The sequence below is a fragment of the Corynebacterium uterequi genome (assembly GCF_001021065.1).
In the GTDB taxonomy this organism is placed as follows: Bacteria; Actinomycetota; Actinomycetes; order Mycobacteriales; family Mycobacteriaceae; genus Corynebacterium; species Corynebacterium uterequi.
This window is the reverse complement of the sequence record NZ_CP011546.1, coordinates 1,544,939-1,558,260: the sequence shown is the minus strand read 5'-3', so window position 1 is coordinate 1,558,260 and position 13,322 is coordinate 1,544,939. Positions and strand designations below refer to the sequence as shown.

At 65.9% G+C, this 13,322-nt stretch carries 12 protein-coding genes; 11 read left to right on the top strand and 1 reads right to left on the bottom strand.

What is annotated here, in order from left to right:
* Nucleotides 1-2: 2 nt before the first annotated feature.
* The 11 genes from CUTER_RS07230 to CUTER_RS07180 all read left to right on the top strand — a co-directional run bounded on the left by CUTER_RS07230 (nucleotide 3) and on the right by CUTER_RS07180 (nucleotide 11,917).
* Nucleotides 3-1,055, top strand: a complete 1,053-nt coding sequence (locus tag CUTER_RS07230; RefSeq protein ID WP_047260680.1) for a UDP-N-acetylglucosamine--N-acetylmuramyl-(pentapeptide) pyrophosphoryl-undecaprenol N-acetylglucosamine transferase — start codon at nucleotides 3-5, stop codon at nucleotides 1,053-1,055.
* A 3-nt stretch (nucleotides 1,056-1,058) separates the two neighbouring features.
* Nucleotides 1,059-2,510 (top strand): UDP-N-acetylmuramate--L-alanine ligase, encoded by a 1,452-nt coding sequence (gene murC, locus CUTER_RS07225; protein WP_047259869.1) that lies wholly within the window; start codon nucleotides 1,059-1,061, stop codon nucleotides 2,508-2,510.
* Nucleotides 2,503-3,156, top strand: coding sequence for a cell division protein FtsQ/DivIB (locus CUTER_RS07220; protein WP_047259868.1), 654 nt, complete (start codon nucleotides 2,503-2,505; stop codon nucleotides 3,154-3,156). The genes murC and CUTER_RS07220 overlap by 8 nt, the downstream gene beginning before the upstream one ends.
* Before the next feature lie 142 nt (nucleotides 3,157-3,298).
* Nucleotides 3,299-4,462 (top strand): cell division protein FtsZ, encoded by a 1,164-nt coding sequence (gene ftsZ / locus CUTER_RS07215; RefSeq protein WP_047259867.1) that lies wholly within the window; start codon nucleotides 3,299-3,301, stop codon nucleotides 4,460-4,462.
* 13 nt (nucleotides 4,463-4,475) lie between these two features.
* Nucleotides 4,476-5,201 (top strand): peptidoglycan editing factor PgeF, encoded by a 726-nt coding sequence (gene pgeF / locus CUTER_RS07210; protein WP_047259866.1) that lies wholly within the window; start codon nucleotides 4,476-4,478, stop codon nucleotides 5,199-5,201.
* Nucleotides 5,198-5,884 (top strand): YggS family pyridoxal phosphate-dependent enzyme, encoded by a 687-nt coding sequence (locus CUTER_RS07205; protein WP_047259865.1) that lies wholly within the window; start codon nucleotides 5,198-5,200, stop codon nucleotides 5,882-5,884. Before pgeF ends, CUTER_RS07205 begins: the two co-directional genes overlap by 4 nt.
* 41 nt (nucleotides 5,885-5,925) lie before the next feature.
* Nucleotides 5,926-6,390 carry a cell division protein SepF gene (locus tag CUTER_RS07200; protein WP_047259864.1) on the top strand — a complete coding sequence of 155 codons (465 nt, stop codon included), beginning with the start codon at nucleotides 5,926-5,928 and terminating at the stop codon, nucleotides 6,388-6,390.
* Between the two features lie 3 nt (nucleotides 6,391-6,393).
* On the top strand, nucleotides 6,394-6,684 hold the full coding sequence (locus CUTER_RS07195; protein WP_047259863.1) for a YggT family protein: 291 nt from the start codon (nucleotides 6,394-6,396) through the stop codon (nucleotides 6,682-6,684).
* A 166-nt stretch (nucleotides 6,685-6,850) separates the two neighbouring features.
* Complete coding sequence (wag31, locus tag CUTER_RS07190) at nucleotides 6,851-7,726, top strand: DivIVA-like cell division protein Wag31 (protein ID WP_047259862.1); 876 nt, start codon at nucleotides 6,851-6,853, stop codon at nucleotides 7,724-7,726.
* 236 nt (nucleotides 7,727-7,962) lie between these two features.
* Nucleotides 7,963-11,118, top strand: coding sequence for an isoleucine--tRNA ligase (gene ileS, locus CUTER_RS07185; protein WP_236684694.1), 3,156 nt, complete (start codon nucleotides 7,963-7,965; stop codon nucleotides 11,116-11,118).
* Between the two features lie 19 nt (nucleotides 11,119-11,137).
* A complete protein-coding gene (locus CUTER_RS07180; protein WP_047259861.1) occupies nucleotides 11,138-11,917 on the top strand; it encodes an EamA family transporter in 780 nt (259 codons plus the stop codon).
* Between the two features lie 18 nt (nucleotides 11,918-11,935).
* Here CUTER_RS07180 and CUTER_RS07175 read toward each other — a convergent pair whose 3' ends face one another.
* Nucleotides 11,936-13,267, bottom strand: coding sequence for an HNH endonuclease signature motif containing protein (locus CUTER_RS07175; protein WP_052844068.1), 1,332 nt, complete (start codon nucleotides 13,265-13,267; stop codon nucleotides 11,936-11,938).
* Nucleotides 13,268-13,322 lie beyond the last annotated feature (55 nt).

The following is a 13,322-nucleotide window of genomic DNA, read 5'->3' as shown; positions in this document are numbered from 1 at the left end:
CGATGACTGACACGTTGACTATCCTGCTCGCCGGCGGCGGTACCGCCGGTCACATTGAACCGGCTCTCGCAGTGGGGGAGGCCCTGCGCCACCGCCACGACGCCCAGGTTGAAGCGCTGGGCACCCCGAAGGGCCTGGAGAAAGACATCGTCCCGGCCCGCGGCTTTTCCCTGCACATGATCGACCCGGTTCCCATTCCGCGGAAGAAGCCGCTGAAGCTCATCGGCGTGCCGGCGAAAGTGGCCGCCTCGGTGCGCCAGGCGCGCGCCGTGCTGAAGAAAACCGGCGCCGACGCCGTGTTCGGCACCGGCGGGTATGTTTCCGCCTCCGCCTACCTGGCCGCCAAGAGCCTCGGGGTTCCCTTCTACGTGCTGGAGACCAACGCCTTGGCAGGGCTTGCCAATAAGCTTGGCGTGCGCCTGGGCGGGGTGGGCTTCAACGCGGTGGACAACTCCGGCATGCCGGGGGAAACCGTGGGCATCCCGGTGCGTCCGAACCTCTCCGACCCCCAGGCGGCGACCCGCGCCCGCGAACAGTGGGGCCTGAGCGATCGGCCGGTGTTGCTGGTCACCGGCGGTTCTCAGGGGGCGGTGAGCCTCAACGTTGCGGTGAACGCGGCGCGAGAACGGCTCATCGCCGACGGCTGGCAGATCCTGCACGCCTATGGACCAAAGAACCCTCAGCCGGAGGAGATGGAGCACTACGTTGGCCTGCCGTACATTGATGACATGCCGGCAGCTCTGGCAGTGGCGGATCTCACGGTGTGTCGCTCCGGCGCAATGACCGTGGCCGAGGTGTCCGCGTCGACGCTGCCCGCTATCTACGTGCCGTTGCCGCACGGAAACGGCGAGCAGGGCCGCAACAGCCAGCACATTGTCGACGCCGGCGGGGCAGTGCAGGTGCCGGACGCTGAGCTCGACGGGGACCGCCTCGTCGCCGAGGTCCGCCGCGCCGACCTTGCCGCCATGCGCGGAAGCCTCGCCAAATCCGGCGCCTCCGACGTCGCTGCCCAGCTAGCCGACCGCATTGTCCGCGATCTTCGCAAGGAGAAGTAGCCCATGATTGATCTCAGTCGCGTCCACCTCGTCGGAATTGGCGGGGCCGGTATGTCCGGGGTGGCGCACATTCTGCTCTCTCGGGGTGCGACGGTGTCGGGTTCCGACATCAAGGATTCGCGCCCGGTTCGGGTGCTCGAAGCCGCCGGTGCCGCCGTGGCCGTGGGCCACGCCGCGGAGAACCTCACCCTGTCCGGTCAGCTCCCGACGGTGGTGGTGACCTCCTTCGCCGCCATTCCGAAGGACAACCCGGAGTTGGCGGCAGCAACCGCCGCCGGCATCCCCATTATTCGCCGCTCGGACTTGCTCGGGGAGCTCATGGAGGGCTACACCCAGGTGCTCATCGCCGGCACGCACGGCAAGACCTCGACGACCTCGATGACAGTCGCCGGCCTGCAAGGCGCGGGCGAGGATCCTTCCTTCGCCATCGGCGGCCAGCTCAACAAGGCCGGCACTAACGCCCACCACGGTGGGGGAGAGGTGTTCGTGGCGGAGGCCGACGAGTCCGATGCCTCGTTGCTGCGCTACCGGCCGAACGTGGCGATCGTCACGAACATCGAGCCCGATCACTTGGACTTCTTCGGCACGCCGGAGGCCTACTTCCAGGTCTTCGACGACTTCGTGGGGAAGATCCAGCCCGGCGGGCACCTGGTGGTGTGCGTCGACGACCCGCACGCCGCCGCCTTGGGTGAGCGGGCGGTCGAAGCCGGTGTGCCCACCCTTGGCTACGGTTTCTCCGAGGCGATCGCGGCGCATCCGAGCATCGAAACGGGCGTCGAGATACTTTCTGCCGAGGTGGCGGCGTCCGGCACCGCCGTGCGCGCCCGCGTTCGCGGCGTGGAGGTCGAGTACGTCATGCAGATCCCCGGCAGCCACATGGTGCTCAACTCCGCGGCGGCAGTACTGGCCGGGGTTCTCTGCGGTGGCGAGCCTCACCGGGTGGCTGAGGGCGTCGGCTCCTTTGGGGGTGTGCGGCGTCGCTTCGAATACCACGGCACGATCGCGGAGGGGCCCTTCGCCGGGGTGCGCGTTTATGACGACTATGCACACCACCCGACGGAGGTCACCGCGGTGCTCACCGCCGCCCGCGAAAAGGTAGCCGCCGAGGGCTCGACGGCGCGGGTCGTCGCGTGCTTCCAACCGCACCTGTATTCCCGGACCATCGATTTCCAGCAGGAGTTCGCCGACGCCCTCATGCTCGCCGACGCCGCCGTCGTGCTCGACATCTTCGGTGCCCGGGAGCTTCCCGTCGAAGGCGTCACGTCCCGCATCATCACCGATCGCATGGACCCGTCGCGCACAGAGGTGCGCTTCGAGCCGGACTTCTCCGCCGCGGCGGCCACCGTCATGGAGCTCACGCGCCCCGGTGACCTGGTGCTCACCGTCGGCGCGGGCACCGTCACGATGCTGGCCAGCGAGCTGTATCACGAGATGACGAACGCGGCCGATGGCTAAGAAGATCGCCGCCGCGGTGGTGGTGCTGGTGCTCCTCGGCGTCATCCTCGTGTTTGCGCCCGTGTTCACCGTCCGCGAAGTGACCGTTCGCGGTACGACGACCCTCAGCGAGCAGGTGGTCGTCGATGCCGCGGGCGTTCCGGTGGGCGATAACCTCCTTCGTCTCGACGCAGCGGGGATCGCGCAGCGGGTTGTCCAGATCCCGCGCGTCCGGGAAGCGACGGTGAAGCGGCGCCTGCCGAGCACCGTCGCCATCGACGTGGTGGAGCGAAAGGTGGTGGCGTGGATCGACACCGGATCGACGGTGCTCGTCGACGACCGCGGCGAGACCTTTGCCGACCCGATCGACGCCGGTCCGCCGCCCGACGCGATGCGCATAGAGGGCGTGGCGCCCGACGACGCGGAGCTACTGAGCAAGGCTGTCGAGGTCATCGCTGCTCTGGCTGAGCAGGATGTCGCCCAGCACATCGACCACCTCAGCATCCATGGGCCGGCCGAATTTGTGCTTCACGTCCGTAACGGCTCCACCTTCATCTGGGGTGCACCGGAGGACAATCGCAATAAAGCCCTCGCGGCGCAAACCCTCCTGGGCCAGGAGAGTGGCCAATGGAACATCTCCGACCCTACGATGGTTACCCGGCGCTAAAACCGCTGGTCAAAACTCTAAAGTTAAACTTGAAGGTGCCGACACGCTGCAAATGAACGCCCAAAAATCGTCACCTTTAGACAAGATGTAACACAAGCCGTTCACGACAATTCTCACAACCGAAAGGCGAGATAATCCCACTATGACTTCCCCGAATAACTACCTCGCCGTCATCAAGGTCGTCGGTGTTGGCGGCGGCGGTGTCAACGCCGTCAACCGGATGATCGAGGAAGGCCTCAAGGGCGTCGAGTTCGTCGCTGTCAACACCGACTCCCAGGCGCTGCTGTTCTCCGATGCCGACACCAAGCTGGACATCGGCCGTGAAGCTACCCGTGGCCTCGGCGCCGGCGCCAACCCTGAGGTGGGCCGCACCTCCGCCGAGGAGCACAAGAGCGAGATCGAGGAGACGCTGCAGGGCTCGGACATGGTCTTCGTGACCGCGGGCGAAGGCGGCGGAACGGGAACGGGCGCCGCCCCGGTCGTGGCGGGAATCGCGAAGAAGATGGGTGCGCTGACCATCGGCGTCGTCACCCGCCCCTTCTCCTTCGAGGGCAAGCGCCGTACCCGCCAGGCTCTGGCCGGCATCGACGAGCTTCGCCAGGTGTGTGACACGGTTATAGTCATTCCGAACGACCGGCTCCTCCAACTCGGAGACCAGGACCTCACCATGATGGAAGCCTTCCGCGCCGCGGACGAGGTCCTCCACAACGGAGTCCAGGGCATCACGAACCTCATCACCATTCCGGGCATGATTAACGTCGACTTTGCCGACGTCCGCTCCGTCATGGCCGACGCCGGGTCCGCGCTCATGGGCGTGGGCTCCTCCCGGGGTGACAACCGCGTCATGGAGGCCACCCTTCAGGCGATCAACTCCCCGCTGCTGGAGACCACCATGGAGGGTGCTACCGGCATCCTGCTCTCCGTCGCCGGCGGTTCCGACCTGGGCCTGCAGGAGGTTCACTCGGCAGCGAGCATCGTCGAGGAGCAGGCGGACGAGGACGCCAACATCATCTTCGGCACGATCATCGACGACAACCTCGGCGACGAGGTCCGCGTCACCATCATCGCCACCGGTTTCGAGCTGGACAACGGCGAGAAGAAGCCGGAGCCGAAGCACGCCCTGGAGACGAACCCGACGCCGGAGCCGCAGCGTTCCACCCGCGGTTCCCTCTTCGAGGAACGCGCGACCCCGCCGCGCCCGCAGCGCCGCAGCACCGGTCTGTTCACCGAGTCCACCTACTCTGCGCCTGAGCCCCGGGAGCCCCGGGACAACGATGACCTAGACATCCCGGATTTCATGCGCTAGTTAGACTGGCCTCATGGCCATGAATCCCACCGACCGCCCCGTCCGCATGGTGTTTACCTCCCGTGCCGGCGGGGCGTCCGTCGCTCCCTATGAATCCTTCAACCTCGGTCACCACGTGGGCGATGACCCGGCGGCGGTGGCCGCTAACCGCCGCCGCCTGGCGGACGCGGTGGGCCTCGATCTCGAGCGCATCGTGTGGATGGAGCAGCTGCACACCAACACCGTCACCGTCGTTTCTGCGCCGCAGGATCAACCCGTCGAGGCCACCGACGCCCTCGTGACTACCGAGCCCGGCCTGGCGCTCGCGGTGCTAGTGGCGGACTGCGTTCCGGTCCTGCTGCACGACGCCGACGCCGGCGTCGTCGCCGCAGCTCACGCCGGCCGCCTCGGCGCTCGAAATGGCATCGTCCGCAACACCGTCGAAACGATGGTGTCATTGGGAGCCGCCGCCCACAACATCCAGGTCCTCATGGGGCCTGCGGCTTCGGGGAAGAACTACGAGGTGCCGGAGGAGATGGCTGCCGACGTCGAGGCGCACCTGCCGGGCTCGCGCACGCGTACTCACCGGGGGACCGCGGGCATCGACGTGCGGGCCGGGCTGGTTCGGCAACTGCTGAGCATGGGTGTCACGCACGTCGATGCCGATCCTCGCTGCACCATCGAGGACGAGTCTTTCTTTTCCTACCGGCGCGACGGCAAAACCGGTCGCCAGGCAGGTCTGATCTGGAGGACGGCGTGAATCGGGCGACGGAGATTTCCGAACGGCTAGAACGGGTCCGAGCCCGCATCCGCGAGGCAGAAGTGGCGGCCGGGCGGGCGCCGGGGAGCGTGACCCTGCTGCCCGTGACCAAGTTCCACCCGGCCGAGGACGTGGCCGTGCTCAGCGAATTGGGTGTCACGGCCGTGGGGGAGAACCGGGAGCAGGAAGCCCGCGCGAAGGCGGCCGCGGTGCCGGAGATGGACTTTCACATGATCGGCCAAGTGCAGACGAAGAAGGCCAACGCCGTCGCCCGGTGGGCGGCCGCGTGCCACTCCGTGGACAGTGTGCGCCTGGCGGAAGGACTCAACCGTGGGGTCGCGTTGGCCTTGGAGCGAGGCGAGCGCACGCAGGGTGTTCTTGATTGCTTCGTGCAGTGGTCGGCCGACGGTGACACGCGCCGTGGCGGCACAGCGGAGCCGCAGGCAGTCGCGGAGGCGATAGCCGCTAGCGACCACCTTCGCTTCGTGGGGATCATGGTGGTTCCACCGATTGGGGCCGATCCGGCCCGGGTGTTCGCCGAGGCGAGGCGACTGGCCGACGGCCTCGGGCCCGGGATGGCGTTGTCCGCCGGCATGTCTGCGGATCTGGTGCAGGCAATTGCGGCCGGTTCCGATCTGGTGCGTGTCGGAACGGATATCCTGGGACCGCGACCAGTAGGTTAAAGGCACACTAGCACGCAACGAAAAAACGGAGAGGGACACTGATGTCCATTCTGAAGGGCGCTAAGGAATTCTTCGGTCTCGCACCGCTCGACGACGAGCGGGACGACATGTACTACGACGACGAACCCGCCTACCCGGCGTCGAACTACCGGCCCAGCTACCAGCCGGAGCGGACCTATGCGCCGGCTCCCGCGCCGGCACCAGCACCGGTCCGGCCGATCCGTCGCGAGGCGGCCATCGTGTCCGTCGAGCCGCGTACGTACCAGGACGCGCCGGAGATCGGTCGGCCGTTTGCGGACGGTGACATCGTCACCTTTGACCTCACGCACGTGGACAACGCGTCCTCTAAGCGGCTCATCGACTTCGCCGCTGGCCTGTGCTTTGCGTTGAAGGGGCGGATGCTCAAGGTCGGCCGGAACGCGGACACCGACCGTCGAGTGTTCGCGATTATCCCCGCGGAGTGCGACGCCACCGAGGAAGAACTGTGCCGGGCGGTGGGCATCTAACCGATGAGCGTTCTTGCGGCGACGATCCTTGTCGTCATTGATCTCTACGTCCTGCTGCTCATTTTCCGTTTCATCACCGAGATGGTGCAGGCCTTCTCCCGCAACTTCCGACCCCCGAGCTGGTTCTTCTACGTGGCGGAGCCCATCTTCGTCGTCACGGATCCGCCCGTGAAGTTCTTCCGCCGGCTCATCCCTCCGCTGCAGTCGGGTGGGGTGGGAATCGACCTCAGCGTCCTCGTCCTCTTTTTCTTGCTCCAGGTCATTCGGGTCGTCGTCGCTCAAACCTTGGGGTAAGCTTGAGGTTGATGTAGCGTCGTTCTTAGCTAAATTGTTACACTGCTACACAAAGGTGGCTGTCCGCGTCGGGCGGCCGAGACGGCAAAACAGAATATAGAACAACGATCCTCCGGGGCTTCCACGTCGTTGGTGGCGTAAGCCTTAAGTTATCGAAGGGAAAACCATGCAGCTGACCCCCGCCGACGTTCACAACGTTGCATTCAGCAAGCCGCCAATCGGAAAGCGCGGATACAACGAGGACGAGGTCGATCAGTTCCTCGACCTCGTCGAGGATTCCCTCGCCCAGCTGCAGGATGAGAACGAGCGCCTGCGCGCCGAGCTCGACCGCGCTGGCTCGATGCCCGCTGAGCCGATCCCCGCAGCCGCCCCGGCTGTCGACGAGTCTCGAATCCGCCGCGAGGTGGAAGAGGACCTGCGTCGCTCCTATGAGGCGCAGCTAGTTGACGCCCGTCGTGCCATTAAGCGCGCCGAGGAGGAGGCCAAGGCCGCCCGCGCCGAGGCGGAGGCCGTTCGTTCCGAGCGCGTTACCGCGGCCCCGGCGCCTGAGGTGGCCACCGCCGATACGCACATGCAGGCCGCCCGCGTCCTGGCCCTGGCCCAGGAGATGGCTGACCGTTTGGCTTCCGACGCGCAGAACGAGTCCCGCACCATGCTAAGCGAGGCGCGCTCCACCGCCGAACGGCAGTTGGCTGACGCCGAAACCCAGTCCCGTCAGCAGGTTGAGCAGGCTCGTCGTCAGGCGGAGAAGCTCGTGTCCGACGCTGAGGCCCAGGCGGCCCAGACCACCCGCGACGCCGAGAACCGCGCCGCTACGCAGATCCGTCGCGCCGAAGAGAAGGCCGCACAGCTGCAGGCCGAAGCCGAGCGCAAGCACACCGAGATTATGGCCACGGTTAAGAAGCAGCAGACGGCCCTTGAGGAGCGCATCGCCGAGCTGCGCACCTTCGAGCGCGAGTACCGTACCCGCATGAAGACCATGCTGCAGTCCCAGCTCGACGAGCTGGAATCCCGCGGAACGTCCGCCCCGAGCGGCAACTAGATTCCGCTACCACCACGACCGTCGCCTATGCGGCGGTCGTGGTGTATACTGCATGTCTCGTAACGGCTATGATCCGGCCATCACCGGGGAGCTTTCCGGAAGAACGGCGCCTACCGGCGCTCATTAGAACCGGGCCCAACACAAACGAAGTGGAGCGTCACACACAACGCTCAAGCGGGGTGGTACCGCGTGCCCAAGGCACGTCCCCGCACGAGTAGAAGGTGAGACCTAGCATCGTGTCCGTTGGTTCCGTGTACCCCAAGAAGGACCTTTCCGGAGGGTCCAATCGCTTCCCCGAGATGGAAGAAAAGGTCCTCAAGTTTTGGCAGGAGGATGGGACCTTCCAAGCCTCTTTGGACAATCGCAAGGACGCCGAAGAGTACGTGTTCTACGATGGCCCGCCCTTCGCTAACGGCCTTCCTCACTACGGTCACCTCCTGACCGGCTACGTCAAGGACATCATCCCCCGGTTTAGGACCATGCGCGGCTACCACGTCCCGCGCGTTTTCGGCTGGGACACCCACGGTCTGCCCGCCGAGTTGGAGGCCGAGAAGCAGCTTGGCATCACCGATAAGGGCCAAATCCACGAGATGGGTCTGGCAAAGTTCAATGAATACTGCGCCTCGAGCGTGCTCAAGTACACGCAGGAGTGGAAGGAATACGTCACTCGCCAGGCCCGGTGGGTGGACTTCGATAACGGCTACAAGACGATGGACGCCACCTACATGGAGTCCGTCATCTGGGCCTTCAAGCAGCTCTACGACAAGGGCCTCATCTACCAGGGCTTCCGCGTCCTGCCCTACTCCTGGGCAGAGCACACTCCGCTGTCCAACCAGGAGACCCGCCTGGACGACTCGTACAAGATGCGCCAGGACCCCACTCTGACGGTGACCATGCCGCTGACGGGCGCACGTGAGGGCTCCCGCGGTGAGGCCACCTGGGCCGCTCACCCGGAGCTTGCCGACACCGCGGCTATCGCCTGGACGACGACCCCGTGGACGCTGCCGTCGAACCTGGCACTGGCGGTTCACCCGGACGTCACGTACGTCGTCGTGCGCGCCGAAGGCAGCGGCCAGCAGCTGCTGCTCGCCGAGGCGCTGCTCGGCGCCTACAGCAAGGAGCTGGGGGAGTATGAGCTCGTCTCCTCCCTTCCGGGCCGTGACCTGGAGGGGCTCACCTACGAGCCGGTCTTCGGTTACTTCGCCGACAACCCCAACTCCTTCCAGATCCTGCTCGCCGACTACGTCACCACCGAGGACGGCACCGGCATCGTCCACCAGGCTCCGGCTTTCGGTGAGGACGATATGAATACCACGAACGCCTATGACATTCCGCTGGTCATCCCGGTGGATATGGACGGTAAGTTCACCTCCCTCGTCCCGGATTACGAGGGTCAGCTGGTGTTCGACGCCAACAAGGACATCATCCGCGACCTCAAGGCTGCCGGCCGGGTGGTTCAGCACCGCACCATCGAGCACTCCTACCCGCACTCGTGGCGCTCCGGCGCGCCGCTCATCTACATGGCGCTGCCGAGCTGGTTCGTCAAGGTCACCGAGATCCGCGACCGCATGGTGGAGCTCAACCACGAGGACATCGAGTGGCTCCCTGGCCACGTGCGCGACGGTCAGTTCGGTAAGTGGCTGGAAAACGCCCGCGACTGGAACATCTCTCGTAGCCGTTACTGGGGCTCGCCGATCCCGGTGTGGATCTCCGACAACGACGACTACCCGCGCGTCGACGTGTACGGTTCCCTTGATGAGCTGGAGCGAGACTTCGGCGTCCGCCCGAAGTCCCTGCACCGGCCCTACATCGACGAGCTCACCCGCCCGAACCCGGACGATCCGACCGGTGCCTCGACGATGCGCCGCGTTTCCGACGTCCTCGACGTCTGGTTCGATTCCGGCTCGATGCCCTTCGCCCAGTTCCACTACCCCTTCGAAAACAAGGAATGGTTCGAATCCGTCCACCCGGCGGACTTCATTGTGGAGTACATCGGCCAGACCCGCGGCTGGTTCTACCTGCTGCACGTGCTGTCCGTGGCCCTCTTCGATCGGCCGGCGTTCAAGCGCGTCGTCGCCCACGGCATCGTGCTGGGCGACGACGGCCAGAAGATGAGCAAGTCCAAGGGCAACTACCCGAACGTCAACGAGGTGTTTGACCGCGACGGCTCCGATGCGATGCGTTGGTTCCTCATGTCTTCGCCGATTCTGCGCGGCGGCAACCTCATCGTCACCGAGCAGGGCATCCGTGAGGGTGTGCGCCAGGCCATCCTGCCGATCTGGAACGCCTACACCTTCTTGCAGCTTTACGCGTCTCAGGACGCCACGTGGAGCGTCGACTCGACCGACGTCCTCGACCGCTACATCCTCGCCAAGCTGCACGACCTCGTCGAAACCGTCACCGCGGCGCTCGACGCCACGGACATCGCCGCGGCCACCGAGGAGGTACGGCAGTTCGCCGACGCCCTGACCAACTGGTACGTCCGCCGATCCCGTGACCGCTTCTGGGCCGGTGAGGACACCCACGCCGAGGCCTTCAACACCCTGTACACCGTGCTGGAGGTCCTCTGCCGCGTCACCGCCCCGCTGCTGCCCTACGTCACCGAGGTCATCTGGCGCGGCCTGACCGGCGGGCGCTCCGTGCACCTGGAGGACTACCCGACGGCTGACGCCCTTCCGGCCGACGACGACCTGGTCGCCGCCATGGACGCCGTCCGCGCGGTGTGCTCCTCGGCGTCGAGCGTGCGCAAGTCGAACAAGCTGCGCAACCGTCTGCCTCTGCCGAGCCTGACGGTGGCGCTGCCCAACTCGGCCCGGCTCGCGGACTTCGCCGCCGTCATCGGCGACGAGGTCAACGTCAAGAACGTGGTGCTCACCGACGACGTCGACTCCGTCGGCCGCTTCGAAGTGGTTGTTAACGCCAAGGTGGCCGGACCGCGTCTCGGTCGTGACGTGCAGACGGTCATCCGCGCGGTGAAGTCCGGGGACTACACCCGGGAGGGCGACACCGTCGTCGCGGGCGGTATTGTCCTCAACCCGGGCGAGTTCACGCAGCGGCTCGTTGCGGAAGACCCGGCGTCGACTGCGGCCATCGACGGCCTCGGCGGCCTCGTGGTCCTGGACACGAACGTCACTGAGGAGCTCGAAGCCGAAGGGTGGGCCGCCGATGTCATCCGCGGCTTGCAGGACGCCCGGAAGAAGGAAGACTTCGACGTGTCTGACCGCATCCGCACCGTGCTGTCCGTCCCGGCGGACAAGCAGGAGTGGGCCGCGCGCCATGCGGAGCACATCGCCGCCGAGACGCTGTCGACCAGCTTCGAGGTCGTCACCGAGGAGCTGTCCGATGCGCACGACATCGTCGTGGGCGTGACTGCCACGGTGGCCCGAGTCTAAGGTGCGCGCGCCACTAATCATGGTGGCCTCGGGGGTGTCCCTCTACCTAGGCGCGGCCCTGGCCGTGGGCCTGTTTGGGATACTGCCGCCGTCGCTTGTTGCCTGGTTCCGGGTCAGCGGGGCAGCGGTGATGCTGTTGCTGCTTGCGCGCCCGAAGCCGGCCGCCTTCGTTGGCCGGCCCGGGTTGCGGGCGGCGCTGTACGGTCTCGCGACGCTGACGATGAACGTCGCGTTCTACGAGGCCATCGCCAGGATCCCGATGGGCACAGTCGTGGCCATCGAGTTTTTGGGACCGGTGCTGGTGGCGGCCTGGGGTTCGCGAAGCGCGCGGGATTGGATAGCTCTCGTGCTGGCCGGCGTCGGTGTGCTCACGCTCAGCGGCGCTGCCATCTCGGACTCGGCGGTGGGCGTGGCCTGTGCACTGGCCGCCGGCGGGGCGTGGGCAGCCTATATTCTGCTCGGCTCGCGGATGGCGAACGGCAGTCCCATCGGCGTGGGGTTCTTCTGGGCAGGGTTGCTCACTGCCCCCTTGGCCTGGTCCCTCTGGCCGAGCGCCCTCAGCCCAACGGTGAGCATGGCCGGCATGATCGCCGGGTTGGCGCTGCTATCCGCCGCTATCCCGTATTCGCTGGATCAGAAGGTGCTGAGGATTGCGGGGCCGTCGGTGTTCGCGCTGTTGCAGGCGATTCTGCCCGTCGTGGCGGCCGTGGTGGGTGCCGTGGCGTTGGGTCAGTGGCTGAGCGTGGCTGAGGTGATTGGCATCGGGCTGGTCGTGTGCGCGGTGGCGCTGCGGCGCTAGCGGCTACACGTGTAGCCGCTAATCGTCGAAATGGTCTCCCTCCCGGTGAGGATCGTGGGACTCGTCACCATGGGGGACCGGGCCGGAATCGTAGGTATCCCCCGGGCCGAGGTCGGGATTGCGTCGAGGCCGCTGCCGCGAGTAAGAACTAAAGGACCGCCCGCCCGGGAAGCGGAAATGCACCACCGCCGAGTCGGCCGGGTCCACGTGGATGGTGATGGTCCCGTCCGTGACCAGCGAGTGGCAGTAAGAACACAACGGCAAGCCGTTGGCGATGCTGGTCTCTCCGCCGTCGGCGTAGTCCTTGACGTGATGGAATTGCATGAACATCGAGTGGTTGCATCCGGGCATGGCGCACTGGAAGCCCCACTTCGCGAGCAATGCAGTGGCCTGGGCGTTGTCGAACAGCCGACGAGGCCGTGTCATGAGCTGGGTGACCCCATCGTCGTCGAGCAGGTGATAAACCACCGACGAGTTGAAGATCATGTTCTCCACCAGCGATGGCGTGGCCTCTGGGTGGTACGCGAGCCGGGCCAAGCGTTCGGTATCGATCAATACGTGAGTCTGCGCCCCCGGGCTGCGACGGGTGGACTGGCCCTTAGCCCGCACCATCTTGATGACGGCCAGCAGTCCGGCGAGCGCATGCTTCTTCGCCGCCTCCCCGAAGCGGGAAATTGCCGGTAGAAGCTCCGGTTTTCCTTCGCTCTCCTGCACGCCGGGGCAGTGCTCGGTGGAGGTGGCATCGCCGATGGCGGCGTCGAGCTCCGCGGGGGACTTGGTGCGGTCCTCCGCAGTGAGAGAGCGCAGGAATGACAGCTGGCCGAGTTTCAGTGCCGCTTCGAAGTCGGCAGCGTTCTCGGCATTGAGGACGATGGTGTAGGTGGTGGTGCCGTTATCGGCATTGCGCCGCCACGTCACGGACTCGGGCGTGGGTACCGCGTCGGGGCGCTCCCGGCCGCTGAGCTCATCGGCGAGTTCGGCGCACGTCAGAGACTGGGCTAGCGCAATGAGTTCGTCGACGTTGGCGGCGGTGAGGTAGCGGGTGAGGATGCGGGCAGCGGAATAGGAGAAGGCACCTCGGAGGAAGGCCTCGGCGGCCTCGGGATGACGCAACAGGATCTTTCCCACGCGGAGCATCTCATTAGCAGAGGATTTCGATTGTCCGCAATGGCGAATAAGCATGCCGGTACAATCCTCGATGTCATCAGCCCTGGTGTGGGCCCGGTTGCCGTACTCGCCGACGGCGAGGACCGCGGCAGCCTTGGCCAGGTCGCTGGTGTGCAGATGGGCGGCGATGTGGTGGATGAGTTCGTCGGTGGACAGGAGTGGAAGGTCGTGGATGAGCGTCATGGTAAACCCCGATTGCTAGACCATGTGTTCGATCACCTGGCACTCTACACCATGG

Bases quoted from the DNA above. Each gene is read 5' to 3' on its own strand.
- CUTER_RS07230 (WP_047260680.1), top strand. From the start codon at position 3: ATGACTGACACGTTGACTATCCTGCTCGCCGGCGGCGGTACCGCCGGT.
- murC (WP_047259869.1), top strand. From the start codon at position 1,059: ATGATTGATCTCAGTCGCGTCCACCTCGTCGGAATTGGCGGGGCCGGT.
- CUTER_RS07220 (WP_047259868.1), top strand. From the start codon at position 2,503: ATGGCTAAGAAGATCGCCGCCGCGGTGGTGGTGCTGGTGCTCCTCGGC.
- ftsZ (WP_047259867.1), top strand. From the start codon at position 3,299: ATGACTTCCCCGAATAACTACCTCGCCGTCATCAAGGTCGTCGGTGTT.
- pgeF (WP_047259866.1), top strand. From the start codon at position 4,476: ATGGCCATGAATCCCACCGACCGCCCCGTCCGCATGGTGTTTACCTCC.
- CUTER_RS07200 (WP_047259864.1), top strand. From the start codon at position 5,926: ATGTCCATTCTGAAGGGCGCTAAGGAATTCTTCGGTCTCGCACCGCTC.
- CUTER_RS07195 (WP_047259863.1), top strand. From the start codon at position 6,394: ATGAGCGTTCTTGCGGCGACGATCCTTGTCGTCATTGATCTCTACGTC.
- wag31 (WP_047259862.1), top strand. From the start codon at position 6,851: ATGCAGCTGACCCCCGCCGACGTTCACAACGTTGCATTCAGCAAGCCG.
- CUTER_RS07180 (WP_047259861.1), top strand. From the start codon at position 11,138: ATGGTGGCCTCGGGGGTGTCCCTCTACCTAGGCGCGGCCCTGGCCGTG.
- CUTER_RS07175 (WP_052844068.1), bottom strand. From the start codon at position 13,267: ATGACGCTCATCCACGACCTTCCACTCCTGTCCACCGACGAACTCATC.